Origin of the sequence: Nocardia sp. NPDC049149 (assembly GCF_043197455.1) — a bacterium.
Classification (GTDB): domain Bacteria; phylum Actinomycetota; class Actinomycetes; order Mycobacteriales; family Mycobacteriaceae; genus Nocardia.
Window position 1 is genome coordinate 307,321 of the sequence record NZ_JBICTD010000009.1, and the last position, 23,465, is coordinate 330,785.

General features: G+C 65.7%; 28 protein-coding genes. 13 read left to right on the top strand and 15 right to left on the bottom strand.

Annotation, left to right across the window (positions count from 1 at the left end; translation table 11 throughout):
* Positions 1–121: 121 nt before the first annotated feature.
* The 3 genes from ACGFNJ_RS32905 to ACGFNJ_RS32915 all read right to left on the bottom strand — a co-directional run bounded on the left by ACGFNJ_RS32905 (position 122) and on the right by ACGFNJ_RS32915 (position 2,865).
* Positions 122–856, bottom strand: a complete 735-nt coding sequence (locus ACGFNJ_RS32905) for a DUF2071 domain-containing protein (RefSeq protein WP_393457178.1) — start codon at positions 854–856, stop codon at positions 122–124.
* Positions 853–1,185: a metalloregulator ArsR/SmtB family transcription factor gene (locus ACGFNJ_RS32910; RefSeq protein WP_393457181.1), complete on the bottom strand. Its 333-nt coding sequence runs from the start codon at positions 1,183–1,185 to the stop codon at positions 853–855. Before ACGFNJ_RS32910 ends, ACGFNJ_RS32905 begins: the two co-directional genes overlap by 4 nt.
* Positions 1,186–1,317: 132 nt before the next feature.
* A complete protein-coding gene (locus tag ACGFNJ_RS32915) occupies positions 1,318–2,865 on the bottom strand; it encodes an FAD-dependent oxidoreductase (protein WP_393457184.1) in 1,548 nt (515 codons plus the stop codon).
* 50 nt (positions 2,866–2,915) lie between these two features.
* On the opposite strand from ACGFNJ_RS32915, the gene ACGFNJ_RS32920 reads away from it, so the two are divergent.
* Together ACGFNJ_RS32920 and ACGFNJ_RS32925 are read left to right on the top strand one after the other, a co-directional pair.
* Entirely contained in the window at positions 2,916–3,623 is a 708-nt protein-coding gene (locus ACGFNJ_RS32920; protein ID WP_393457186.1) for a TetR/AcrR family transcriptional regulator C-terminal domain-containing protein, read from the top strand.
* A gap of 297 nt (positions 3,624–3,920) precedes the next feature.
* Complete coding sequence (locus ACGFNJ_RS32925; protein ID WP_393457189.1) at positions 3,921–4,409, top strand: DUF1062 domain-containing protein; 489 nt, start codon at positions 3,921–3,923, stop codon at positions 4,407–4,409.
* Positions 4,410–4,480: 71 nt separating this feature from the next.
* Here the strand turns inward: ACGFNJ_RS32925 and ACGFNJ_RS32930 are convergent, their stop codons facing one another.
* From ACGFNJ_RS32930 to ACGFNJ_RS32940, 3 genes are read right to left on the bottom strand one after another with little or no spacing between them, the layout of a single operon-like run.
* Positions 4,481–4,855, bottom strand: coding sequence for a Rid family detoxifying hydrolase (locus tag ACGFNJ_RS32930; RefSeq protein WP_393457192.1), 375 nt, complete (start codon positions 4,853–4,855; stop codon positions 4,481–4,483).
* Between the two features lie 55 nt (positions 4,856–4,910).
* On the bottom strand, positions 4,911–5,318 hold the full coding sequence (locus ACGFNJ_RS32935) for a tautomerase family protein (RefSeq protein ID WP_393457196.1): 408 nt from the start codon (positions 5,316–5,318) through the stop codon (positions 4,911–4,913).
* Positions 5,319–5,328: 10 nt separating this feature from the next.
* Positions 5,329–5,766 carry a MarR family winged helix-turn-helix transcriptional regulator gene (locus ACGFNJ_RS32940; RefSeq protein ID WP_393457199.1) on the bottom strand — a complete coding sequence of 146 codons (438 nt, stop codon included), beginning with the start codon at positions 5,764–5,766 and terminating at the stop codon, positions 5,329–5,331.
* Positions 5,767–5,797: 31 nt separating this feature from the next.
* On the opposite strand from ACGFNJ_RS32940, the gene ACGFNJ_RS32945 reads away from it, so the two are divergent.
* Together ACGFNJ_RS32945 and ACGFNJ_RS32950 are read left to right on the top strand one after the other, a co-directional pair.
* A complete protein-coding gene (locus ACGFNJ_RS32945) occupies positions 5,798–6,043 on the top strand; it encodes a DNA glycosylase AlkZ-like family protein (RefSeq protein WP_393457202.1) in 246 nt (81 codons plus the stop codon).
* 242 nt (positions 6,044–6,285) lie between these two features.
* Complete coding sequence (locus tag ACGFNJ_RS32950) at positions 6,286–6,723, top strand: GtrA family protein (protein WP_393457469.1); 438 nt, start codon at positions 6,286–6,288, stop codon at positions 6,721–6,723.
* A 25-nt stretch (positions 6,724–6,748) separates the two neighbouring features.
* Here the strand turns inward: ACGFNJ_RS32950 and ACGFNJ_RS32955 are convergent, their stop codons facing one another.
* Entirely contained in the window at positions 6,749–7,402 is a 654-nt protein-coding gene (locus tag ACGFNJ_RS32955; RefSeq protein WP_393457205.1) for a hypothetical protein, read from the bottom strand.
* Positions 7,403–7,984: 582 nt separating this feature from the next.
* Between ACGFNJ_RS32955 and ACGFNJ_RS32960 the strand changes: the two genes are divergently transcribed.
* Both ACGFNJ_RS32960 and ACGFNJ_RS32965 read left to right on the top strand, forming a co-directional pair.
* Positions 7,985–9,529 carry an FAD-dependent monooxygenase gene (locus ACGFNJ_RS32960; RefSeq protein ID WP_393457208.1) on the top strand — a complete coding sequence of 515 codons (1,545 nt, stop codon included), beginning with the start codon at positions 7,985–7,987 and terminating at the stop codon, positions 9,527–9,529.
* A gap of 446 nt (positions 9,530–9,975) precedes the next feature.
* Positions 9,976–10,806, top strand: a complete 831-nt coding sequence (locus ACGFNJ_RS32965; RefSeq protein WP_393457211.1) for an SGNH/GDSL hydrolase family protein — start codon at positions 9,976–9,978, stop codon at positions 10,804–10,806.
* A gap of 52 nt (positions 10,807–10,858) precedes the next feature.
* On the opposite strand, the gene ACGFNJ_RS32970 is transcribed toward ACGFNJ_RS32965, so the two are convergent.
* Entirely contained in the window at positions 10,859–12,187 is a 1,329-nt protein-coding gene (locus ACGFNJ_RS32970; RefSeq protein ID WP_393457214.1) for a metallophosphoesterase, read from the bottom strand.
* A gap of 398 nt (positions 12,188–12,585) precedes the next feature.
* On the opposite strand from ACGFNJ_RS32970, the gene ACGFNJ_RS32975 reads away from it, so the two are divergent.
* The 3 genes from ACGFNJ_RS32975 (at position 12,586) to ACGFNJ_RS32985 (ending at position 15,066) form a co-directional block, all read left to right on the top strand.
* Positions 12,586–13,206 carry a TetR/AcrR family transcriptional regulator gene (locus tag ACGFNJ_RS32975; protein ID WP_393457217.1) on the top strand — a complete coding sequence of 207 codons (621 nt, stop codon included), beginning with the start codon at positions 12,586–12,588 and terminating at the stop codon, positions 13,204–13,206.
* Between the two features lie 125 nt (positions 13,207–13,331).
* Positions 13,332–14,558, top strand: coding sequence for a glycosyltransferase (locus ACGFNJ_RS32980; RefSeq protein ID WP_393457220.1), 1,227 nt, complete (start codon positions 13,332–13,334; stop codon positions 14,556–14,558).
* Positions 14,559–14,616: 58 nt separating this feature from the next.
* Positions 14,617–15,066 carry a pyridoxamine 5'-phosphate oxidase family protein gene (locus ACGFNJ_RS32985; RefSeq protein ID WP_393457223.1) on the top strand — a complete coding sequence of 150 codons (450 nt, stop codon included), beginning with the start codon at positions 14,617–14,619 and terminating at the stop codon, positions 15,064–15,066.
* 103 nt (positions 15,067–15,169) lie between these two features.
* On the opposite strand, the gene ACGFNJ_RS32990 is transcribed toward ACGFNJ_RS32985, so the two are convergent.
* Together ACGFNJ_RS32990 and ACGFNJ_RS32995 are read right to left on the bottom strand one after the other, a co-directional pair.
* The gene (locus ACGFNJ_RS32990; RefSeq protein ID WP_393457226.1) at positions 15,170–15,688 is read right to left on the bottom strand and encodes a DinB family protein; all 519 of its coding nucleotides are present in this window, start codon (positions 15,686–15,688) and stop codon (positions 15,170–15,172) included.
* A 46-nt stretch (positions 15,689–15,734) separates the two neighbouring features.
* Positions 15,735–15,920, bottom strand: a complete 186-nt coding sequence (locus ACGFNJ_RS32995) for a DUF1059 domain-containing protein (protein ID WP_393457229.1) — start codon at positions 15,918–15,920, stop codon at positions 15,735–15,737.
* 149 nt (positions 15,921–16,069) lie between these two features.
* Between ACGFNJ_RS32995 and ACGFNJ_RS33000 the strand changes: the two genes are divergently transcribed.
* Both ACGFNJ_RS33000 and ACGFNJ_RS33005 read left to right on the top strand, forming a co-directional pair.
* Positions 16,070–16,705 carry a nucleoside deaminase gene (locus tag ACGFNJ_RS33000; RefSeq protein ID WP_393457232.1) on the top strand — a complete coding sequence of 212 codons (636 nt, stop codon included), beginning with the start codon at positions 16,070–16,072 and terminating at the stop codon, positions 16,703–16,705.
* A 96-nt stretch (positions 16,706–16,801) separates the two neighbouring features.
* Complete coding sequence (locus ACGFNJ_RS33005) at positions 16,802–17,227, top strand: VOC family protein (protein WP_393457235.1); 426 nt, start codon at positions 16,802–16,804, stop codon at positions 17,225–17,227.
* 43 nt (positions 17,228–17,270) lie between these two features.
* On the opposite strand, the gene ACGFNJ_RS33010 is transcribed toward ACGFNJ_RS33005, so the two are convergent.
* Both ACGFNJ_RS33010 and ACGFNJ_RS33015 read right to left on the bottom strand, forming a co-directional pair.
* The gene (locus ACGFNJ_RS33010; RefSeq protein ID WP_393457238.1) at positions 17,271–17,945 is read right to left on the bottom strand and encodes an SMI1/KNR4 family protein; all 675 of its coding nucleotides are present in this window, start codon (positions 17,943–17,945) and stop codon (positions 17,271–17,273) included.
* Positions 17,946–18,008: 63 nt separating this feature from the next.
* A complete protein-coding gene (locus tag ACGFNJ_RS33015; protein WP_393457241.1) occupies positions 18,009–18,572 on the bottom strand; it encodes an adenylate kinase in 564 nt (187 codons plus the stop codon).
* Positions 18,573–18,679: 107 nt separating this feature from the next.
* Here ACGFNJ_RS33015 and ACGFNJ_RS33020 point away from each other — a divergent pair, with 107 nt between their 5' ends.
* Positions 18,680–19,084, top strand: coding sequence for a hypothetical protein (locus ACGFNJ_RS33020; RefSeq protein WP_393457244.1), 405 nt, complete (start codon positions 18,680–18,682; stop codon positions 19,082–19,084).
* A 47-nt stretch (positions 19,085–19,131) separates the two neighbouring features.
* On the opposite strand, the gene ACGFNJ_RS33025 is transcribed toward ACGFNJ_RS33020, so the two are convergent.
* From ACGFNJ_RS33025 to ACGFNJ_RS33035, 3 genes are all read right to left on the bottom strand, one after another.
* Positions 19,132–21,552, bottom strand: coding sequence for an ATP-binding cassette domain-containing protein (locus ACGFNJ_RS33025; RefSeq protein WP_393457247.1), 2,421 nt, complete (start codon positions 21,550–21,552; stop codon positions 19,132–19,134).
* A gap of 157 nt (positions 21,553–21,709) precedes the next feature.
* Positions 21,710–22,123, bottom strand: a complete 414-nt coding sequence (locus ACGFNJ_RS33030; protein WP_069160430.1) for a VOC family protein — start codon at positions 22,121–22,123, stop codon at positions 21,710–21,712.
* Between the two features lie 5 nt (positions 22,124–22,128).
* Entirely contained in the window at positions 22,129–22,578 is a 450-nt protein-coding gene (locus ACGFNJ_RS33035) for a helix-turn-helix transcriptional regulator (protein ID WP_069160328.1), read from the bottom strand.
* Between the two features lie 457 nt (positions 22,579–23,035).
* On the opposite strand from ACGFNJ_RS33035, the gene ACGFNJ_RS33040 reads away from it, so the two are divergent.
* On the top strand, positions 23,036–23,465 hold a 430-nt coding region (locus tag ACGFNJ_RS33040; RefSeq protein WP_393457251.1), incomplete at its 3' end, for a hypothetical protein.

Below are 23,465 nucleotides of genomic sequence, written 5' to 3' on the forward strand. Positions count from 1 at the left end.
GGACCTCCCCCCACCCGCGTCCTCCTCCTGACGGAGTCCCCCTACCGCCCCAGGCTGACACCCCTCGAGTCAGCCCCCTTTGGACTCAGGCTCTGCCCCGGATGCTCGGACCTGCGGTGTTTCAGGCGCGGCTGTGGAGTTGTGGGGGTGCGACGGCGTTCCAGGTGGCGGGGACGTTGCGCATGAGGAGGGCGCAGTCCAGTTCGGCGCTGCCGGGTGGGAATTGGGCTTGGTCTTCGAAGAAGGTGGAGTGGACGTCGCGGATGTCTAGTGGCTCGACATGCCATGCGTCCGTGTCGAGTTCGAGGCCCTCGAGGTGGTTCTCGGTGTGGGTGGCGGAGAATCCGGTCGAGCCGTGGCGGAAGAAGTCCGAGGCCTGTTCCAGGCTGGCGAACAGGGTGCTGCCGTGGAATTGGGCCGCGGTTCGGACGTCGACGCGCACCGACAGGGTGTCGTCTCGGCTGGTGAAGGCGACGTGGAGGTCCGTGGTGGTTTCGCGGACAGTGAAGGTCGCGCGGTGGTGCTCGCCGGGAAACACGCGGCCGCCCGCGAGGACGTTGAGTGCTGAACCGCTGTCGCGGCGCGGAATGTAGACCCCGGTCGAACGGCCTTGCGGCCCATCCCATTCGACGGCGATCCGATGCGCGGCGTTCTCGCTGCGGACACCGAATCGACCGGGCAGCCAGGAGGGACGCGCCTGCCCGAGGCGGATGAGGCAGATGCCTGCGACGGCCCAGTCGCCGACTTGCTGGGGGCGCAGTGGGACAGGCAGCAGGCGGGCAACCACGTCCGGGTCGACCCGATAGTTCACCAGCAGCCGCCGTTCGATCACGCTGGCCAGTTGAAATGTCTTCATGACTGCTCCCCCGAGGCTCGCCGTTCCCGCCGCCGCAGCACGGCCTGATCGGGACAGACCACGCTCAAGAACCTGCCGACGCACAACGCGAGCCGTTCCTCGACCAATGAGTAGTAGATCCGATTGGCTTCCCGCCGTTCCCGGACCAGCCCGGCCGCCTTGAGCACGCCGAGATGCCGCGAGATCGACGGACCGCTGATCGGAAACCTGTCGGTGATCTCCCCCGCGGTGAGATCACCGGCACGCAGATCCTCCAGGATCTGCCGACGTGTCGAATCGGCCAGCGCCCGAAAGACACTCGCTTCCTCGTCACTTCCTACGTCAACCATGCCGACAATTTAGCACATTAGCTAAATAGCAAACAACCGAAGATCCTCGCGCCCACCGAACTCGCGTCGACGGCACCGTCGCCAAGGGTGCTCGGCGCGACCATCACGCTCGCACCAGGCGGGACTGCGGGTTCAGCCCACCGGCTCGGTCGCGGACGACGGTGCGCCGGTCCACTGACGCAAAGCCGCTTCGAGACCAGCGCCGTCGGCGGTGTCGCTGGCCCACGCGACCACACCGTCCGGGCGCACCAAGACGCCGACCGGTGTCGCGTTGTCGTCGGTCACGCTGGTGACCCGTCCGGACCAGGCCGCGGCGAGGTGGGCGAAGGCACCGTCCGGCGTGCGATCGAGCAGCAGGAATCCGCCACGGTGACCGTGGTCGACCAGGCGGGACCCGTCCGTGAGCCAGAGATCAGGAACGAACTCGCCGACCAAGGGATGATCGCCGGGCAGCTCGATGCGCTGCGCGACGCCGGAGATCTGCTTGACCGCGTAGGTGGTTCCGTCGCGGGTGCTCAGCAGATCGGCGACGATCGCACGCAGCGCCGCCGACTTGGCATCACCACGCAGCACCCCGACCTGGGCCCGAGTCCAGTCCAGCACCCATGCGCCGAGGGGACGGCGCTCGACGTCGTAGGTGTCGAGCAGCCCTTCCGGCGCCCATCCGGCGACTACCGCACCGAGCTTCCAGCCGAGGTTCATCGCGTCGCCGACCCCGAGATTGAGCCCCTGACCACCGAAGGGCGGGTGCACGTGCGCGGCATCGCCGGCCAGGAGCACCCGCCCCGACCGGTAGCTCGCGGCCTGCCGGGCATTGTCGGACCAACGGGTCGGAGTTGCGCGCAAACCGGTCAGCGTGACATCGAGACCCGACACTCGGCGCAGACTCGACTGCACCTCGTCGAGGGTGACCGGCGCCGAGCGATCGGCGCGCGGCGCGCGGAACTCCACGATCGCTATCCGCCCAGGCTGCGGTCCATAGCGGTAGACACCCTTGGTCGAATACACCCACGCGTTCACGAGCTGCTCCGGATCGGCGATATCGGCGACGGCCTGGTATCCGACGAATTCCGGTTCGGTGCCGGGAAATTCGATGCCTGCGAGGCGGCGAACCGCACTGTGCCCGCCGTCGCATCCGACCAGCCACTCGGTGCGCATCGTCTGACCCGACGCGGTCCCGACGAGCACACCGTCGCCGGTGTCCTCGAGCGTGGTGACCTCCACCCCGCGACGAATCGGTACGCCGAGTCCCGTGACGTAGTCGGTCAGCAGCGCGACCAGCTCGGGCTGGGGCACCATGCGTGCCCCCGCGGCCGCGGTGTGCGCGGTGAAGTCGGGATCGGACCAGTCGACGAGGTCGGCGTCGAGGATCATGCCCGCGAAATGTCCGGTGAATCGCTGCTCGGATACGGGGCAGTCGGCTCGTTGTGTGCGGGCGAACGGCCCGATTCGCTCGAGCGTCGCTCGATGCACCTGTTCGGCGGCAGGCAGCAGACCGCGGCGGTCGAGCGCCTCGGCGGTCGGCACGTTGATCGACTGCGCCTTCATCGCCTCACTCGGTTCGGTCTCCCGCTCGAGCACCTGCACGGTTGCCCCGGCAAGCGCCAGCTCGGCGGCGAGCGCCAGGCCCACGGGCCCTGCTCCCACGACGGTCACGTCCTGATCTCCATAATTGCTCACGAACACCGTTCTATACACGAACAGCGTTCCAGTCAAGCTATAGTGATCGGGTGAACCCCAAGGAGCGACGCGCGGCACGGCACCAGCCGCCCAACCCCGACGCCGATCCCGCACCGCGCAGGCGCAAGACCCCGATCACGGTGGAGCAAGTCATCGACACCGCGCTCGGCGTCATCGCGGCGGAGGGCTACGAGGCACTGACCATGCGCAGGCTGGCAGGCGAGCTCGACACCGGACCCGCCTCGCTCTACGCCCACGTAGTCAACAAGGCCGACCTCGACGAGTTGCTCATCGGGCGGCTCTGCGCCGAACTCGTACTCCCCGAACCGAACCCAGCGATCTGGCGCGAGCAGCTCCGCGACGTGTGCACCCGGATTCGCGATCAGTACTTGAAATACCCTGGCATTTCCCATGCTTCGCTCGCCACGGCGCCCACCGACCTCGAGATCGCGCGCATCAATGAGGGGATGCTCGCGATCGTGCTCGCCGGCGGCGTCGCCCCGCAGGCCGCCGCCTGGGCCATCGACGCACTGCTGCTGTACGTGGCCGCGTACTGCCTCGAGCAAGCCATGGCGCGACAGCGATCGACACAGGACGACGCATGGATCCACGACCGCGACGAACTGATCCGGCGGTTCACCGCGCTGCCCGCGCAAACGTTCCCGTACACCACCCGTTACGCGGCCGAGCTCACCGCGGGCGAAGCCCACGACCGTTTCGATTTCACCCTCACCCTGATGATCAACGGCCTGGCTTAGAGCGCCTCGAATTCGCCCGGCATTCCCCTGCCTCGGGCGGCGGCAGCGCTATGCCGGAAAACCGGTGGAGCAGTGCCGCCGTCGATCAGTACGATCTCGGCGGGCCAGATCGTCTAGTCGAGGACATGCCGTTGTACATCCAGTGAGACCTCCCGAGCGTTAGTTCTTCGCGCGCCGCGCACAAACGCCGCGCTGCCTTTTGCTGCGGATTTCTCACTGGAAACAGGTGTATTTTCTGTGCTCGAAAACTGGGTAGTCGAACCCGTCTGTCGCCCGCTCGTTCGCCGTCGATGCCACGTGTGCGCATCCGAAAGCTTCCGGACAAGCGGCAAGTTTCGCGTCAACGCGCATCACAAGCTCATCGATGTCTGGCTTCTCGCACTGTGTACCGCGTGCGGGGCGACCACCAAACTCACGGTCATGGAGCGAATGAACGTGCGCGCCATCCGATCCGAGCTACTGGACCGGTTGCACGACAACGACCCCGCCCTGGCGGCTGAGCTGCTCCAGGACCCAGTTGTGCTGCGCCGCAACCGCATCGCACTCGACTGGGACAACGCCTGGCGGCTCGACACCGGCGGATCCGATCACCGGGACAGCGAGGTGATCGACGTCTCGGTGCACTTCGCCGCACCGATCCCGGTCCGGCCGGTGCGATTGATCGCCACCGGCTTCGGTCTCTCGCGGGCCGAGGTCGACAGATTGATCGCCGACGGGAAGCTCATTTCGGTGGTCCGGCTCAACGGCAAGATCTCCAGCGACTTCTGTTTCATGCTCAAGCGCTGAGCCGTCGGTGGACCAATGGGCCTGTCCGGCACGATCTGCCGGACAGGCTCAGGCGAGCATGCGTCCTCGATTCAGCGGACGATCGCGTCCATTTCGACGGCCGCACCCAGCGGCAGGGCCGCAACGGCGATGGCGGTGCGCGCCGGGTACGGCGCGTGGAAATGCTTGGCGTAGACGCTGTTCACCGCCGCGAAATCGGCCATGTCGGTGAGATAGACACCGACTCGGACGACGTCGACGAGGGTCTTGCCCGCGGCTTCGACAACAGCGGTCAGGTTTTGCAGCACCTGCTCGGCCTGCGTGGCGGCATCGCCGTCGATCAGTGCGCCGGTGGCTGGGTCTTGCGCGACTTGCCCACTGAGGAAGGTGAACTCGCCGAGCACTGCGGCGGAAAAGGGGCCGGCCGCAGAGGCGATCTTGTCGGTCGTCACGGTCTGTCGGGTCATTGGTGTGCTCCTCTGTGGTGGTTATTGCCTTGTCGGCGAAGGGAATTGGCGACTTTCACGATGACTGCAGGTGCGGCGGAAGGCGGTGCGCGAACTGGGCTTCGCCGTTACCGAAGGAGAAGTCCGCCGGTGCCGCCTCCACCAGGCTGATGAAGACGTCTTCCCGCCGAATGCCGAGGTCGGCGGACAAGTGTTCGGCGATGCTCGCGTACAGCGCCGATTTGACGTCGCGGTCACGTCCTGCGACGAGGGTGATTTGGACGATGACGATGTCATCGGTGCGTGCGATGTCGAGAAACGTTGGGTCATAGACGATCTCGCCAGGGTCGTGCTGGGTGATGATCTGGAATCGATCCCCTTCCGGGATACCGAGCGTCTCGACCATCGCCGAGTGCACACCGTCCCCGACCCGTCGCGCGAAGTCCCCGGCGCGACGATTCAGCGATATCCGAACAAATGGCACGTCCTTCTCCTCATTCATCGATGAGTTGCTGCGAGGCGCGAAGCAGACCGCGCAATCGGTCGAGCAGCGCATCGGCGTCCTCGGCACCGAAGGAGTCCGTCAGCCCCTGCTGCACCGCGTGCCAGTGCTGCCGTGCCGCACCCAGTTTGGCCGCGCCCGCTTGCGACAACCGCACCACGCGCTGTCGGCGGTCGCTGCCTGCTTCGACGGTCAGCAGGCCCGCTTTGGCGAGCGCGTCCACCTCCCGCGAACACGTCGTGCGCTCCAGCACCAATCGGTCGGCCAACTCGCTGATCATCAGCGGGCCCTCGGCGTCGATGCGCGCCAGGATCGAGTACCCCGCGTGCCGCAGACCCGCCTGGCTCAAGGCGCGGTCGTACAGGCGCACCACCGATCGTGTGGCCATCCGCAGCGAGGTGCACACGCAGGCTGTCTCCACCGGTTCCATCCAATAAGTGTATATACACGTATCCGACTCCGTGAGGCTCGACAAGAAATACCACCGTGCGGTGTGGAAGACGGTCGGCGAGCCGGGCACCGTATTGGCCGACGGTAAGATCGTCGGAATCTGGCGGCCCCGAAAGAGCGGGCGCACAGTGACATTGACGGTCAGCACGTTCGGGGCGCTGAGCGCCGACCTCCGCAAACAGGTGCGCGCCGACGCTGAGAAGGTCGCTGAACTGCGCGGGGGCGCGACCGTCCAGGTCGATTTCGACAAACTCTGACCAGCTCGCGGTAATCCGAGGCACCGCATCGGACTGCACCGTGCTTCCGTGACCGCGTCGCGTCAGCGGCCAGTCTGGATCTCGCGTCAGTAGACGTGTCAGGACGGTGGCAGGTCGGTGTCAGCCCGATTGGCGACGGTGTTCACGTGAACAGCACAGCAATTCCCGTGTCCGCCCCGCGGCACGCCCACTGGGCGATCCGCCATAGCACCGATCTGACGATCGGCGCAGGCACCTACCCGATGCTGCGCACGGAATGGGCCGATCGAACTGCTCGCGTGCTGCGGTATCTGCGCGGTGCACACACCTTCGCCCAGCTGATCCGATTCACCCTCGTCGGCGGCACCAGCAACATCGCCTACGTCCTGCTTTTCATGGCAATGAGCAGCGCAGGCCCGCTGGTCGCCAACATCGCAGGCTCGATCGTCAGCACAGTGATCGCCAACGAACTACACCGACAACTCACCTTCCAGGCCGCCGGCCGGGTCAGCTGGTTCACCGCACAATGGGAAGGCGGCGGGCTCGCACTGATCGGCCTGCTGATCAGCACGGTTGCCCTGGCCGCCCTCGATTTCTGGGCACCCGGCCTCAGCGCAACCGCGCAGGCGCTTGCCGTGCTCGCCATCATGGCGGCAATCGGCGGCATGCGCTTCTTCGCACTGCGCGGTTTCGTCTTCTGACCTTCGATACCAAGGGAGCTCATGGCTAGGCGGCGTGGTGCCAGATTGCGCCCGACTCGGCTATCCAGGGCGTCATCGTTTCGCGGAGCTCGTGCAGTACAGCCATGGTTCGTGTTCGTTCCGGGCCCATGTCGAAATCCGTGAAGCGCACGGTTGTCAGGCCATCGACTCGCTGCACGGCCACGGTGACTTGTCCGGGCTCGCCACGAACTGGGTTGAGCGACAATGACACATCTACTTGGTCGGTCCGACGGGCTACGTTGGTGACGTCCACCCAGAAATCATCGCCATAGCCTTTGAAGATGGGTTCAGCGTCGTTGCGCATTCGTTCGACGCTCAATACGGGCGCTTCACCCTTCCACAGCTTCCCTTGTGTCTCGCTGTCGAAAACGACTTTTGTGAGATCGACGCCGTTATTGCTCAGCTGATAGCGTAATTGCGCAGCGAACCGAGGATCGTAGCTCTGCTCGAGGAACGTAGCGCTGAGCGGGGTGGCACGGTCCAGCCAGCCGTCCTGAACTCGCCAAACACCAAAGGCGGCAGATCCCGGTCGTTTCTGTAGTTCATACAAAATGCCGTGCCAACTTTTTCCGGTAATGAATTCACCATCTCCTTCCATCAGGAAGTCGCCCCAGCCGCCCGGTTCGAAGTTGACGGGCTGATTGTGCTGATCGAACATCCGCCCCGAACCGTCGAAATGGGGGCGGATAACCTTGTCCCGCCACTTCGACAGGTCAATTCCCGTCGACCTGTCCGACCGGCGAGGTTCCGCCACGTCATATACGGCTCTACTCGGCGTCCCGAACGCGCCGGTCGGAGTATGCCCGCCTGTCCCGGTCGCGGCTACATCGAAGTTTTCGTCAGTCGCACGGACCGCGTGCACATTATGTTCTGCGTGGCTGCCGAAATTCCGAGGTAGACCGGAGGCAGCGGTACCACCTGCTTCGATTCTTTCCGACAGGTGTGCGAGGAACCTCCCCCATGCGTCGATCGCTGCTCTACTGAATATCAACGTCTTTAGGTCCTGTCAGTGCACTCCACCCGGCATAGAGTCCGACCATCACCGTCATCACCATTGCCCCGCGGTAACGAGCTCAGCCCGGACTGTACGCCGACCTGGGCGCGGACCGGCTTGCCATCTCTGACGATAGGCCCGAAACAGCCTGATCACCTGCACACGCCGCGCCCCGTGCGTGACCGCGCATGTATGCCGCAAGTATCGCGTCAGGGTGGTGCAAGAGTCGTTGAAAAGGATGGGGGCATGGATGAATTCGATGTAGTGATCGTGGGTGCGGGGCCTGTGGGTCTTTTTCTTGCGTGTGAGCTCGCGCTTGCTGACTGCTCCGTCTTGGTACTCGAGCGGGAGTCGGCGCCGCATTCCCCGTGGCGGGCAGAACCGCTCGGAGCCCGGGGCATGACCGCCATGTCCATGCAGGCGTTTTACCGCCGCGGGATGCTGAACGCGCTGTTGACGGCGGCCGGCGTCGACGACGTTCCCGACACGGATGAACCGGCACCGCCGCGTTTCGGAGGCCACTTCGCGGGAATAATGCTCGATGCGGCCGATATCGACCCGGCCGCCTTGCCGGTCCGACTGCCGAGCCCGGCACCGGAAATGATGATGACAACCCTCGACACGATCGAGACGGTGTTGTCCGAGCGGGCAGCCAAGCTCGGCGTCGAAATCAGATACGGCGCAACGGTCGCTGCCGTCACACAGCACGACGAGAGCGTGGTCGTGCAGGCCGACCAGCAGGAATACCTGGCTCGCTGGGTCGTGGGTTGCGACGGCGGGCGCAGCACGGTGCGCAAACTCGCCGACTTCGAATTCGTCGGCACCGAACCGCAATTCACCGGCTACACCATGCTGGCCACCATCGCCGATCCGGACAAGTTGAGCCACGGGTTCACGCTGACGCCGGCAGGGCTGTACATCCGGATGCAGACGGACGGACACGTCGCCATGATGGATTTCGACGGCGGCGCGTTCGATCGCTCGCAGCAGCCGTCACTGGAACATCTGCAGGCGGTGCTGCGCCGGGTGTCCGGCACCGATGTGACGCTGGAAGAGGTCCATCTCGCCTCGACCTTCACTGATCGCGCGATGCAGACGACGACCTACCGACAGGGACGCGTCCTGCTCGCAGGCGACGCCGCGCACATCCATTCCCCGCTCGGCGGGCAGGGACTCAACTCCGGCCTCGGCGACGCCGCGAATCTGGGCTGGAAGCTCGCGGCGACCGTGCACGGCACCGCGCCGGACGGGCTGCTCGACACCTACACCGGCGAGCGTCATCCGATCGCCGCCAAGGTGCTCGACTGGTCGCGCGCTCAGGTTGCGGTCATGCGGCCGGACCCGCACTCCCAAGCGATCCAAGGCGTGATTCGGGACCTGGTCACGACCGGCGATGGAACCACCTATGTGTTCGGACGGATCTCAGGCTTGTGGATCCGCTACGACCTCGGCAGCGAGCACCCGCTGGTCGGCCGCAGCGCCCCCGACTTCCGGCTCGAGGACGGCACCCGCCTCGGCGACCTGATGCACGACGGACGCGGCGTCGCACTCGATTTCAGCGCCGACCGATACCTGCACGATGCGACGATGAAGTGGGAGAACCAGATTCGGTACGCGGCAGGGGCGCCGAGAAACGATCTCGGCGTGGGTGCCGTGCTCGTCCGGCCCGACGGCGTAGTGGCTTGGGTCGGCGATCGTGACGCCGATCGCGAGGCGTTCGAGCGAGTTGCAGAGCAATGGTTCGGGAGTCCGTCGACGTGCACCCAACGCCGGCCGGCCACGCCGCACTAGCGGCCGCCTGGCTGCGCCTCGCCGAGTGATCGTGTCGCACCGCCCGACTCGCCTTGGCAGCGCACCATTTCGGTGATCCAGATGGCCCACCCTGAAACGACGGGTGTCGCGAGCGGGACATGGTGGAGGCGACACGCCGCAAACGCCTCTACCATGTCCCGCTCGTGAGAGTGCATCTCGCCGAGTGGGACTCGACGGAAGGTGGTGGATTGTTCATCGGCGATTGGCTCGCCGGATACCTCGGTGATCAGTTGTTCGGGTTGCCTCACGAGGACGTTGGTTAACCTGCGGCAGGCTGGCGACACGGGCATTCGTTGGCAGCCCAATACCTAAGTATGACAACAACTTTCAGAGTTTTTACGCTTTAGATATTGCTCGGAGTAACGGTAAAATGAGAGAGGTTCGCTAACTTTCTAGCGGCTGTCGTCCTCTTTCTTGGAGCAACCATGACTCGCGCCCGTGCACTACTGGCGACCTCTGCTGCGCTCATGACCGGTCTGCTGGCGGTGCTGGTGCCGACCGCAGCCGCGGGTGCCGCGCCCGCACCAGCACCGATCGACTATGTCGCGCTTGGCGATTCCTACTCCTCGGGTGTCGGCACCGGCACCTACCGGCCGGACAGCGGCGACTGCCTGCGCAGTGACTACGCGTACCCGGCACGATGGGCGGCCACCCACTCGGTCGGGTCCTTCTCCTTCACCGCCTGCAGCGGCGCCACCACGCAGGATGTGCGCAGCAAGCAGCTGGGCACATTGAGCGACCGCACCGACTTGGTCTCCGTTTCCGCGGGCGGTAACGACGCTGGCTTCTCGCGCACCTTGAGCTCGTGCGTGTTCCCCGCCAGTGACGCCGAGTGCGACAGGGCGGTAGCAACTGCCATCACCTATGCCAACAACACGTTGCCCGGCCGCCTCGACGGGCTCTACCAGGACATCAAGGCCAAGGCGCCGAAGGCGACGATCATCGTCATGGGCTACCCGCGCCTGTTCGAGCGCGATGTGTGTCCGCTCAGCTTCAGCCTGCACAAACGCGACTCGCTCAACCGCGCGGCCGATGAACTCGCCAAGGTCACCGCCGCCCGCGCACGGAACGCCGGGTTGACCTTCGCCGACCCGCGCCAAGCCTTCGCCGGACACGGCATCTGCGGCGGCGACCCGTGGATCAACCAGCTCAACGTCGCCGACCCCGTCGAGTCCTACCACCCCACCATCGAAGGCCAGGCCCGCGGCTACCTGCCCACCATGAACAAGGCCACCGGCACCCTCGTCACCAGGTAACCAACGCGCGACTGCACGTCCGGCACAGATCGAAGCCGTTCCGATCGTCCACCTATCGGAGCGGCTTCATTCCGGAAAAGTCCCGCAGCACAACGTGATTGCGATCAGTGATCGATCCGAGCGCATGATCTGGTTGCAGTCCGAAGTATTGGCGACGAGTGCGAGTGCTCCACTGCCGCGCAGGCTCTGAGCGTGTCTTGTAGAAGTTGGCCATGTAGCCGCCGGTATAGATGCGGAGCAGCACATATCCGCCGGGATACTCCTTGACCGCAGCGACTTCGAGGAACTCGACATCGATCTCGGTGTCGGCCATGGTGCGGCGAGTGCGGTGGGTGTGCCCGGCATGATGCAGGAATACCCCCGGCGCGTCGCGATAGATGTGTTGCAGCGCAGCGGCACTCATCCGGTCGAGGACGAACCCGGGCCCACCCGGATTGCTCACGGCCGCAGCAGATGTCACCGGGTGATGCCCGAAAACCAGGGTGGGGCGATCGGGTTCGGCCATCAGTAGATGCCGCAAATGACGCAGCTGATGCCCTTCCAGCGTGCCACCCGACCCGAACCGCCGGGTGGTGTCGAGCCCGATGAGCCGAAGACCGCCGAGATCCTGCTCGGTGAGCCGCTGGTGTGGATGGAAAACACTGCCCCAGTAATCGTTTCGACGTGGCGCTTCGTGATTGCCGCGACAGACGAAATAGTCGCGGCCGAGCTCGCCCCAGGCATCGAGGCGAGCCCGGATGCCCTGCGACTGTTCGAGCGTGCCCGAGTCGGTGAGATCACCGGACACGATCAGGTGATCGACGGCCCGGTCCGGTCGGCGCAGCTCGTCGAGCATCGCGCCGAGCATGGTCTCCGGGTACGAGACGCCTGCGTCGTGGCGGAATCCGGTGGGTAGTCCGGCCACCAGCAGGCCGCTCGTGTGTTCGCCGTAGTGCACGTCGTTGGCGAGCGCGATGGTGCACACCAGTTGTCCAGGCGGTGGCCGCAAGGTGGTGAAAACCCCTGTGCTTTCCGGGGTTCCGGGCCGTCGGGTGACCAGAGTCCTGGCTGGTACCGCGCGGTGCCCGTTGGAATAGGCCGCGAACCGGTAGGTGCGCCCTGGCTCCAGCCCGTCGATCTCCGCATAGTGGTACGGCGTTGGGTTGCTGTCGAGATAATGCACTTTTGTCGGGCCGCGACTGTCGGCAGGCGTCAGCCGAACTTCGGTGTCGGCGGGCGCATTTCGCAGGCGCCCGGCCCGGTCCCGAGCCCGGGTGGTCCAGGTCAGCACCACCGACTGATCGGTGACGGTGACAACTTCCAGATCCGAGGCAACGATCGAATCACGCTGCCCCCCAGCGCTGTTGAATTGGCGCAGCGCCGCCGTCGGACGCGCTAGCACCGGGGCTCCCGCTGCGACCGCAGCGGTTCCCATCGTCACGTTGACCAACCAAACTGCTCGAAGCCGCGTGCTCACCATGGAGTCCTCCGCCGTTCACCCTCCCATTGAACGGTAACCGGGCAATTTGAACGCTACGGGCCCGTCGGCTGTCCGGGTGCCCTTCGGCATTGAATATTTGTGAACGCGCAGGTGAGCGGGACACGAACTCGCCAAGTGCGGTTGCCGAACCGTAATCCCGGCTCACCATCACGCCTTTATCGCGAGATTACGGTGTCAACACGATTCTGCCGAAAACCTCACCCTTATCCATCTTCTGGTGTGCCAGCACCGCGTGTTCCAGCGGCAGCAGTTCGTGCACGACGGCATGCAATTCACCGCGACCGGGGGTGCCGAACCATTTGCCTCACTCGCTGCGCTCCGATGCCCGCGACAACCGCGAACGCATCCTCGACGCGGCACGCACCCTGTTCGCCGAGGAGGGCGTGAACGTGCCGATGCGGGAGATTGCGCGCCGCGCCGGGGTCGGCCCCGCCACCCTGTACCGCCGCTTCCCGACCAAAACGATCCTCGCCACCGAGGCGTTCGCGGAACAGACGCACGAGTGCCACGCCATCGTCGACGAGTGCCTGGCCGAACCGGATCCGTGGCGCGGCTTCTGCCTGATGCTCGAGAAGACCTTCGAGCTGCACGCCAGCTGCCGGGGTTTCACCGAAGCCTTCATGTCGGCATTCCCCGACGCCATCGATTTCGCGGCCGAGCGTCAGTACGCGCTCCAGGCTGTCGCCGAATTGGCCCGTCGCGCAAAGAGATCCGGCGACCTGCGCCCCGACTTCGTCCTCGACGATCTGTTCCTGGTGCTCATGGCCCACCGCGGTATCGCCGCCGCACCGATGCCCGCGCGCAGCGCCGCCTCACGGCGTTTCGCCAGGCTCGCCATCCAGGCATTTCGCGCCTCCCCGGCGCATTCACCCTTGCCCCCGGTCCCCCGGTTGACGCCGGACATGACGAACATCCTGTGATGTCGATGGATCCCCCTTGCGCCCCCTACAACATATAGCGCACATGGGGGCTTGCCGCAAGACCGGGGGCATGCCGCACACTTGCCGTTCGAAACGCCAGGACCTGCGGAGATAGGAGTTGCGGAGTGCGTGTGCTGTTGACGTCGATTGGATCGCGTGGGGATGTGGAGCCGGTGGTCGGGCTCGCGGTGGCGCTGCGGGCGCTCGGCGCGGAGGCGCGGATCTGTGCGCCGCCCGACGAGGATTTCGAGGTGCTGTTGGCGCGGGTCGGCGTGCCGTTGATCCCGCTCGGCCCGACGGTGCACTCGGTTGTCGCGGGCGCCAAGCCACCGACAGCGCAGGATGCGCTCCGGTTCGCGGCCGAGCTGGTGACTGCGCGGTTCGAGACCCTCGCCGCGGCGGCCGAGGGATGTGACGTGCTGGTGGCGGCAGGCCTGATGCCCGCCGGTGCGCGTGAGGTGGCCGAGCAGCTCGGCCTGCGCTACGTGTTCGCCTCCTACCAGCTCTACGGAATGCCGTCGCGGCACTATCTGCCAGGGGCGGTGCCGGGCAAGCCCTCTCAGCTGAGCGAGGCCGAGATTGCAGCGTTGTGGGCGAAAGACGCCGAACGGATCAACACCATGTACCGCGAGCCGCTCAACAACAGGCGGGCGGCGCTCGGCCTGCCGCCGGTGGACGACGTGCGCAAGCACGTCTACACCGACCGGCCGTGGTTGGCGGCCGACGCTGTGCTCTGTCCGGCGGAGGGCATGACGGAGTTCGACCTGCTGCAGACGGGGGCGTGGATTCTGCCCGATGACCGCCCGCTCCCCGCGGAGGTGGAGGCGTTCCTGAACGCGGGCGAACCGCCGGTGTACGTGGGTTTCGGCAGCATGGCGTCCTACGTGCCGAAGGACATCGCCCGGGTGGCCATCGAGGCGGTGCGGGCGCAGGGCCGTCGAATCCTGCTGGCCCGCGGCTGGGCGGGGTTGGTGCCGATCGACGACGCCGACGACTGCTTCGTCCTCGGCGAGATCAACCAGCAGGCGCTGTTCCAGCGCGTGGCGGCCGTCGTGCACCACGGCGGCGCGGGCACCACGACGACCGCGACGCGGGCGGGCGCGCCCCAAGTGGTGGTCCCGCAGATCGGGGACCAGCCGCAGTGGGCCGCGCGAGTGGCCGAGCTCGGCATCGGCACGGCGCACGACGGTCCGGCCCCGACCGTCGACTCGCTGTCCGTCGCGCTCGCAACGGCTTTGACTCCGCAGACTCTAGGCCGCGCGAAGGAGGTGGCGAGCACGATCCGTGCAGACGGGGCGACGGTGGCCGCGAAACTGATCATCGACGCAGCTGTTCCGTCCGAAACCTCGTAAATCGTTACCTGGCAAGGCATTCGAGCTCTGCGAAACCGACCACTGAACAGGAGCGTCCGTGACCGATCTGCAGCCCTTCGCCGACCTGGTGCCACTCGACTACGGCCTGTGCGTCGCCGTTACCTTGCGCGCGAACGGCACACCGCAAGCCACCGTGGTGAACGCAGGTGTGCTGCCACACCCGGAAACCGGAATCAGCACCATCGGATTCGTATCCCCCAGTGCCACCGCGAAACTCGCCAACCTCCGCACGAACCCCACGGTCACCCTTACCGTTCGAAGCGGATGGCAGTGGACCACCGTCGAAGGATCGGCCCAACTGATCGGCCCCGACGACCCGCATCCCGACATCGACGGCGAGCGACAACGACTCTTGATCCGTGAAATCTTCGCCAGCGCTGGTGTCACCCAAGACTGGGACGCCTACGACCAAGCGATGCACGACAAACGCGGCACCGTAGTCCTCGTCACGCCGAACCGGATCTACTCGAATCCCGCCACACCATGAGCTGAAGACGTTCCACCGCAGCGCATCCCGCGCTGCCAACCGGTGTGATCAGACGGCGCGGGGTGCTTTCGGACCCCGCGCCGACGCCACTACGAGTCCATGATCAACCAGCCACCGACGCATCCCGGGGCGTGAGAATCTGCTCGCGCAGGATGTCCGCGTGCCCGCAGTGCTGGGCCATTTCGCGCAGCACATGCAGGTAGATCCAGCGCAGCGGAAGCGGTCCGCGCCGATTGCCGAGAAGCAGGTCATCGAGGTCCAGGTCGGCGGTCGCGCGACGGGCCGCATCGCACGCCTCGCGGTGCGCACGCCGCACGGTGTCGATCGAGTCCTCGTCGGTCAGCACGAACGACTCGTCGGGCGTGTCCGGGATGCCGATCTCGCTGCGCGGCCGACCGGTCACCGCCTCGTCGAACCACACGCGCTCGACGAACGTGACGTGCTTGAGCAGACCGAGCAATGTGGTCCGCGAAGCGACCAGGGACCGGCGCGCCTGCTCCTCGGTCAGCCCGTCGAGGCAGCGCTGCAAGCTTGCGCGATGCTCCTCGATGAAGTGCTCGAACTGGACCCGCAACGGATCGTTGATGACGGAGTCCATTGGCACCGCATTGCTTTGACTCATGCTCCGAGTATGACCTCGGCGGCGATGCTCGTGATCTTCGGCTGACTCAATCCTTGACGTCCTCGAGCATCCCGCGAATCTGGTCGCGGAGCTCAGGCGAATCCTGATGTTGATGCACCGACACCGCATGTTCGGTGGCGGCCCGAACCACCTCGTCCTCTTCGCCGCTGATCGCCAGGCTGCAGTTCATTTCGCTGGGATAGTTGCGGCAGTCGGCCACTTTTCTCGCCATACCGGCCTCCTCCGAATCGCATCCAGCAGATCTGGACCGCGCCCATCGAATTCTTCCACCGTCGCAGCAGGCGAAGATCGGGTTCGCTGACTTTGCAACGATGGTCTTGGTCCGGTACAGCGACGTCGAACAGCTGGCACACTACGACGATGGAGCCAAGCCCCCGCTCTTCCGCGATCTCCCGACGCACGGCCGCGCTGGCGCTGACCGCCTCGGTGGCAGCACTGACGACAACCGCTACCGGGACGAGTTCGGCCACCGACCCGACCGATATCGACGAGTCCACCCGGATCGCCATGGACCGGCTGAACAACTATCGACCGACCCCCGAGGAATGGCGATTCCACGAGCTGCAGATGGCGCACGCCATCCGGCAGTCGGCAGCCAACCCGCGGTACCCGTTCGGCGCTGTCATCGTGGACGGCAGCGGATCCCTTGTCGCCGAGGGCGTGAACAACGGCTCGGCGCACCCGGGGTTCCACGGTGAGGTCGTCGCCATCAACGATTACGTCAGCCGGCACGGCAACTCCGGCTGGCAGCACATGACCCTGTACACGACCGGAGAGCCTTGCGCCATGTGTACCGGCATGATCGCCTGGGCCGGCATCCCGCGCGTGGTCTGGGCCAGCTCGGTCGAGACGATCCGGAATTCCGGCATCGGCCAAATCTCCATCAGCGCAATCGAATTGGCAGCACGATCGCACGAGGTCTACCAACCCGAGTACCTCTTGGGCGGTGTGGGCGCCGCAGTGATGGATCTCGTCTTCCGAACCCGCCCCCGGTGAGGGCGGGAATAGCAGGCGTAAGTCGCTAAGGTCGTCCTCGTCGAAGCCCACATCGGGCGCACTGACGACGGAGGTAGGACTGTGGCAATTCGGCGGATGGACAACGTTCTGATCGTTGTCGAAGACCTGGACAGAGTGATCGCGTTCTTCGTCGAGCTCGGTATGGAGCTGGAGAACAAGGGGCCCGTCGAGGGACGTTGGGTGGAACGGATCATCGGCGTCGACGATGTCCGAGAGGAGGTCGCGATGCTGCGGACCCCGGACGGGCACGGCAAGGTCGAGCTGGCGATGTTCCACGCGCCGAAGGCAATCACCCCCGAGCCGAAGGTCGCGCCCGTGAACACGCTCGGCATTCGTCGCATCATGTTCGCCGTCGACGACATCGACGATGTCATCGCTCGCCTGCGCACGCACGGCGCCGAACTCGTCGGCGAGGTCGAGCAGTACGAGCAGATCTTCCGGCTCTGCTACGTGCGTGGCCCTGAGGGCATCATCGTCGGGCTGGCCGAAGAGATCGGCTGAAAGGCCAAGCAGCCTGCTCACGAAATAGACTGGCGGCCAACGACTATCGTTTCGTGAGCTGTGCTTCGCTGTTATCCAACCACTTTCGGTACCACGCGGCGAAGCCGACCGGGGTGCCCGCATCGTCGATCACCGGCAGAAAGCCGCCGTCACCGGCCCGCTCGTCGGCCCACATCTGCCCCCTCGCCTGGCCGCTGACGACGAGCGCCTCGCGATAGGCGCAGCCGAGATGGCACAGGTAGACCAGCCCGACCGAATGCTCGGGTCGATCGATGACCTGATAGCGGTCGTCCCAGTAGGCGTCCTCGGCCGCACCGAAGGCCTCCGGCGAATCGAAGGCTTCCTTGACCGGCGGACCGGGGAGCCCGTCAGCCGGGTTGAACGCGGCGACGTGCGGGAAGGGTTGCGAAAGTGTCTCCAGTGCAGTGATTTCCGCGCCGTCACCGTCCCACTGCCAGCGCCCGTCCAGTTGACGGACGGGAAATACTCCGTAGGCAGGCCCCGCCCCGCCTCGACCCACCGTCAAGAGAAACGACCGATACTCCCCCGGCAATTCCACCCCGAGCTGGTCTTCGATCTCACTCAACTCGGCCGGGCGCAACGGCGGTTCGAGCCGCCACCCGTGCCCGTGACCGCTGGCGCCGAAGATCTGATCCGCCCCCGGAGCTGCGGCCAAGCGGGCAATCCGCTCCCGCACATCTGACCAGTCATGCGTCATGGCTTGGCACCCTATCGCAGCGTCGAGCCATGCGCCCTTCCCAAGGATGGGCGTCAGACGACCTCAGCCGGGCAGGGTCGCGAGGATGCGTTCGGCGACTTCGGCTACCGTGCCGACGCCCTCGACCATGGCGGCGATGCCGCGGGCGGCGTAGCGGTCGATCACCGGTTGAGTCTGGTTGTGGTACACCGCCAATCGCTCGCGAACCACGTCGGGATCGTCGTCGGGGCGGTGTTCGGCCTCGTAGCGGATGCGGCACCGTTCGAGGATCACCTCGTCGGGCACCAGCAGCACGACGGCGTGCCGCAGCGACAGCTGCTTGTCGGCGAGCAGCGCATCCAAGGCGGTGGCCTGTGACAGCGTGCGCGGATATCCATCCAAGACAAAGCCTTTGGCCGCATCCGCGTCCGCCAACCGCTCGGCCAGCACCGAAAGGACGAGCTCATCGGGCACCAGCTTGCCCGCCGCCATGATCGCCTCGGCCTGCACACCGGCCGCCGTCCGCGCCTGCACCGCAGCCCGCAACAGATCACCGGTCGAGATGTGCGGAATCCCGAGCCGGTCCCGCAGCATCTTCGCCTGCGTCCCCTTGCCCGACCCGTTCGGCCCCAGCATCACAATATGCACAGCCCCTCCTCCAATCGCGATGAAACAGAGGCTACTTGGCCGTCCCCGCCGAAACCCACACCCGCCGGTCGGCACGGACTGTCGGTGCCCGGTGGCATGCTGCCGACATGATCCCGTGGAACCTGCTGACCATCGACCAGGCACTGCGCGCGAGTTGGGCTGCCGACACGTGCTCGCCCGACGACATCGAGCGGGCAGGCTGGCAGCCGAGCAACCCCGCGTGGGGTCATTGCGATATCACGGCGTTGATCGTCAACGACATCTTCGGCGGTGCGCTCATACTCGGCGAGGTGCGACTCGACGAGGAACAGCAGGGTTTTCACTGGTGGAACCGATTGCCGAGCGGCATCGAGCTCGATCTCACGCGCGAACAATTCCAGCTCGGGCAGACCATCACCGCGACACGTGTCATCGAGCGCACGCCGGGTCCGACGCGATTCCGCTGGGACGAATACCTGCTGTTGCGCAAGCGCGTGATCGATCGACTCGGCTACTTGCCCGAACCGGCGTGACCGTACCCGCGGGTTGCACGCATCGGCGGAATGCGTTGGATGGGTAGCTATTTCGATCGAGTGCTCGTCTTGCGCTTGCCGTTCGGGGTGGCGCCGACATAGGTGGCGAGGTGTTGGCCGGTGAGGGTGGAGCGGGCGGCGATCAGGTCGGCGGGGGTTCCTTCGAAGACGATGGTGCCGCCGTCGTGCCCTGCGCCGGGGCCGAGGTCGATGATCCAGTCGGCGTGCGCCATCACCGCTTGGTGGTGTTCGACGACGATGACGGATTTGCCGGAGTCGACCAGGCGATCGAGCAGGGCGAGGAGCTGTTCCACGTCGGCCAGGTGCAGGCCGGTTGTCGGCTCGTCGAGGACGTAGATGCCGCCCTTGTCGGCCATGTGGGTGGCGAGCTTGAGGCGTTGACGTTCACCGCCCGACAGCGTAGTGAGGGGCTGGCCGATGGTGAGGTACCCGAGGCCGACGTCGGCGAGGCGACGGAGGATGGCGTGGGCGGCGGGGATGGCGGCTTCGCCTGCGCCGAAGAACTCTTCGGCCTCGGCGACCGGCATGGCGAGCACTTCGCTGATATCGCGCCCGCCGAGCTTGTAGTCCAGGACCGCGGCCTGGAACCGTTTACCTTCGCACTCCTCGCAGAGGTTCGCGACGCCCGCCATCATGCCGAGGTCGGTGTAGACGACGCCCGCACCGTTGCAGGTGGGGCACGCCCCTTCGGAGTTGGAGCTGAACAGCGCGGGCTTGACGCCGTTGGCCTTGGCGAACGCCTTGCGGATCGGTTCGAGCAGGCCGGTGTAGGTCGCGGGGTTGCTGCGCCGGGAGCCGCGGATCGCGCTCTGGTCGATCGACACGACCCCCTCACCCGCCGGGACGGAGCCGTGCACGAGCGAACTCTTGCCCGAGCCTGCGACACCGGTGACGACGACCAGCACACCGAGCGGGATGTCGACGTTGACGTTGCGCAGATTGTTCGCCTTCGCACCACGGATCTTCAACGCGCCGTTTGGCTTTCGCACCGCATCCTTGACGACGGTGCGGTCGTCGAAGTGGCGGCCGGTGATGGTGCCGCTGGTCCGCAGCTTCTCGACCGTTCCTTCGAAACAGACGGTGCCGCCGCCCGAGCCGGCGCCGGGGCCGAGATCGACGACATGGTCGGCGATGACGATCGTCTCCGGCTTGTGCTCCACAACGAGGACGGTATTTCCCTTGTCCCGCAACCGAAGCAGCAGCTCGTTCATCCGCTGGATATCGTGCGGGTGCAGGCCTGCGGTCGGCTCGTCGAACACGTAGGTGACGTCGGTGAGAGAGGACCCGAGGTGCCGAATCATCTTGACGCGCTGGGATTCACCGCCGGACAGCGTGCCGGACGGCCGGTCGAGCGAGAGGTACCCGAGGCCGATCTCCACGAACGAGTCGAGGGTGTGCCGCAGCGACTCGAGCAACGGCGCCACCGACGGTTCCTTCAGCCCGCCAACCCATTCCGCCAGATCGCTGATCTGCATCGCGCAGGCGTCGGCGATATTGACCTTGCCGATCTTCGACGATCGCGCGGCCTCGCTGAGCCGGGTGCCGTCACACTCGGGGCACGTCTGGAACGTCACCGCCCGCTCCACGAAGGCGCGAACATGCGATTGCAGCGAATCGACGTCCTTGGACAGCATCGACTTGCGGATCTTCGGGATCACGCCCTCGTAGGTGAGGTTGATGCCGTCGACCTTGATCTTGGTCGGCTCCTTGTAGAGCAGGTCGTTGAGTTCGCGCTTGGTGAACTTCTTGATCGGCTTGTCCATGTTGAAATAGCCGCTGCCGCTGAAGATCCGGCCGAACCAGCCCTCCATGCTGTAGCCGGGAACGGTGAGCGCACCCTCGTTGAGGGTCTTGTTCTCGTCGTAGATCTGGGTGAGGTCGATATCGCTGACCGCTCCCCTGCCCTCGCAGCGCGGGCACATGCCGCCGGTGATGCTGAAGCTGCGCCGCTCCCGCGTCTGCGTGCCGCCGCGTTCGATCGTGACCGCGCCCGCCCCGCTGATCGACGCGACGTTGAACGAATACGCCTGCGGCGAGCCGATATGCGGCTTGCCGAGCCTGCTGAAGAGGATGCGCAGCATCGCGTTCGCGTCGGTGGCGGTGCCGACCGTGGAGCGGGGATCGGACCCCATCCGTTCCTGATCGACGATGATCGCCGTCGTCAGCCCCTCCAGCACGTCGACCTCCGGGCGCGCCAGCGAGGGCATGAACCCCTGCACGAACGCGCTGTAGGTCTCGTTGATCAGCCGCTGCGACTCGGCGGCGATCGTGCTGAACACCAGCGAGCTCTTCCCGGAGCCGGAGACCCCGGTGAACACCGTCAGCCTGCGCTTCGGCAGCTCGACGCTGATGTCTTTGAGGTTGTTCACGCGCGCGCCGTGCACGCGGATCAGATCGTGGCTGTCGGCATCGTGTCGCGCAGGCGACCTGTTCGTCCTCGTGGCCATGCTGATCGTCTCTCCATCTGTCACGCGGGCCGCCTGCGCGGCGCCGTCGGCGAAGCCTCACTCGATCCAACCAGCATCGAGCGAGACGTCGGGTGTCATTCGTCGGCGCGTTGTCTGCGCACAGCGCAACGAACCGGCAGCACGCCTACGCGCGGATTCAGCGCACTTCCGCGATGCGGATCATGTTGCCCGCGGGATCGCGGAAGGCACAGTCGCGCACCCCGTACGGCTGGTCGGTCGGCTCCTGCACGACCTCGGCCGTTTCGCTGGCCTGCAGTCGTTCGAAGACGCTGTCCAGGTCCTTGGTGGCGAGGTTGATGCCTGCGAAGGTGCCCTTGGCCATCATCTCGGTGATGACGCGGCGCTCGTCGTCGGTGATGCCGGGATCGACGGCGGGCGGATGCAGCACGATCGAGACGTCCGGCTGGTCGGCGGGGCCGACGGAGATCCAGCGCAACCCGTTGTATCCGACGTCGCTGCGGACCTCGAAGCCGAGGGTGTCGCGATAGAAGGCGAGGGCCGCGTCCGGGTCGTCCTGCGGCAGGTAAGCCTGAGCAATGGTGATGTTCATAGCGATCACGATAATTTCTGCTCGGTGACCTGCGCTTCTCGATTCCTGATCGGTCTGGTGACCTGTTTCGCCACGCAGGAGGGCATCCCGGCGGTCGCCTGCTCCGCCTCGCGTTTGTAGGTGCTCGGCGGCACGCCGACCAGCTCGGTGAAGCGGGTGCTGAAGGTGCCGAGCGACGAGCAGCCGACGGCGAAACACACCTCGGTGACGCTGAGGTCGCCCCGGCGCAGCAGCGCCATCGCGCGCTCGATGCGGCGCGTCATCAGGTAGGCGTAGGGCGATTCGCCGTAGGCGAGCCGGAACTGGCGGCTGAGGTGCCCGGCGGACATGTGCGCATCGCGGGCGAGCGCCGTCACGTCCAGCGGCTGGGCGTATTCCCGGTCGATGCGATCGCGGACTCGGCGCAACCGTGCGAGGTCGCTCAGGTGCTGCGCCGCGGTTGGTCTGCTGGTCACCTGCCCGATCGTGCCATATTGCGCAGACCGCGGCCCGAAATCATCGCATTACCGGCACCGCGCATTCGAACTCGACGTCGCGGCGGAAACGCACCCTGCTAGACGCCGTCTATCTCGCGAACCTCATCTCCACCGACGGCGCAATGCGCCACCTCGGCGACAATCGCACCGGCAACGGCCGCGGTAACAAGGAGACCACCACCGTACGACACCGAATGTTGTTGGTCGACCGATCAGCGGGAACTGGTGCTGGCGTTTCGCGAGAGACCACCTGCATCAGCTCCCCGTGATCAACTGTCCAGCAACGGATCTCGGGATTCCGCCTGGCCACACGTGACGCCACCGACCGGCGTTCGCGGTAACGCATGATAGTGCCGATCATCGCGCCGTTTCGCGAGAGTGAGAGGATCTCCGGCGTTGCGAATGGTGCCAGCATCCGAGATGTAGGTGGTGTGGGTTGTCGGGATGGTCTGACGCGCTCGGCGAGATGATCCAGGCAACAAAGAGATTCGTCGGCAAAGTCGCACTCGCCGGGCGACAGCCACTGCACGGGTCCGCTGCCGGATTGGATGAGATAGTTCGCACCGTCGAACACAGCGACTTGTCGAACGCCGCAATACCGGAACGCCCCTTCGACATGTGGATGACCAGCGGCCGAGAGGATACCGACGGAAACATCCTGGACTCGGACGGACGGCAAATTCCCTGGGCTCTCATCTACCCAGAGGCAAGACCGGAGACCGTAAGCTGCACAGCCGAACACAGCGACCTCTCGAACGCCGCAACACCGCAACGCCCCTTCGACATGTGGATGACCAGCGGCCGAGAGGATACCGACGGAAACATCCTGGACTCGGACGGACGGCAAATTCCCTGGGCTCTCATCT

Bases quoted from the DNA above. Each gene is read 5' to 3' on its own strand.
- ACGFNJ_RS32905 (WP_393457178.1), bottom strand. From the start codon at position 856: ATGAAGACATTTCAACTGGCCAGCGTGATCGAACGGCGGCTGCTGGTG.
- ACGFNJ_RS32910 (WP_393457181.1), bottom strand. From the start codon at position 1,185: ATGGTTGACGTAGGAAGTGACGAGGAAGCGAGTGTCTTTCGGGCGCTG.
- ACGFNJ_RS32930 (WP_393457192.1), bottom strand. From the start codon at position 4,855: ATGACCCGACAGACCGTGACGACCGACAAGATCGCCTCTGCGGCCGGC.
- ACGFNJ_RS32940 (WP_393457199.1), bottom strand. From the start codon at position 5,766: ATGGAACCGGTGGAGACAGCCTGCGTGTGCACCTCGCTGCGGATGGCC.
- ACGFNJ_RS32950 (WP_393457469.1), top strand. From the start codon at position 6,286: ATGCTGCGCACGGAATGGGCCGATCGAACTGCTCGCGTGCTGCGGTAT.
- ACGFNJ_RS32955 (WP_393457205.1), bottom strand. From the start codon at position 7,402: ATGTTCGATCAGCACAATCAGCCCGTCAACTTCGAACCGGGCGGCTGG.
- ACGFNJ_RS32960 (WP_393457208.1), top strand. From the start codon at position 7,985: ATGGATGAATTCGATGTAGTGATCGTGGGTGCGGGGCCTGTGGGTCTT.
- ACGFNJ_RS32965 (WP_393457211.1), top strand. From the start codon at position 9,976: ATGACTCGCGCCCGTGCACTACTGGCGACCTCTGCTGCGCTCATGACC.
- ACGFNJ_RS32990 (WP_393457226.1), bottom strand. From the start codon at position 15,688: ATGAGTCAAAGCAATGCGGTGCCAATGGACTCCGTCATCAACGATCCG.
- ACGFNJ_RS32995 (WP_393457229.1), bottom strand. From the start codon at position 15,920: ATGGCGAGAAAAGTGGCCGACTGCCGCAACTATCCCAGCGAAATGAAC.
- ACGFNJ_RS33000 (WP_393457232.1), top strand. From the start codon at position 16,070: ATGGAGCCAAGCCCCCGCTCTTCCGCGATCTCCCGACGCACGGCCGCG.
- ACGFNJ_RS33005 (WP_393457235.1), top strand. From the start codon at position 16,802: ATGGACAACGTTCTGATCGTTGTCGAAGACCTGGACAGAGTGATCGCG.
- ACGFNJ_RS33010 (WP_393457238.1), bottom strand. From the start codon at position 17,945: ATGACGCATGACTGGTCAGATGTGCGGGAGCGGATTGCCCGCTTGGCC.
- ACGFNJ_RS33020 (WP_393457244.1), top strand. From the start codon at position 18,680: ATGATCCCGTGGAACCTGCTGACCATCGACCAGGCACTGCGCGCGAGT.
- ACGFNJ_RS33025 (WP_393457247.1), bottom strand. From the start codon at position 21,552: ATGGCCACGAGGACGAACAGGTCGCCTGCGCGACACGATGCCGACAGC.
- ACGFNJ_RS33030 (WP_069160430.1), bottom strand. From the start codon at position 22,123: ATGAACATCACCATTGCTCAGGCTTACCTGCCGCAGGACGACCCGGAC.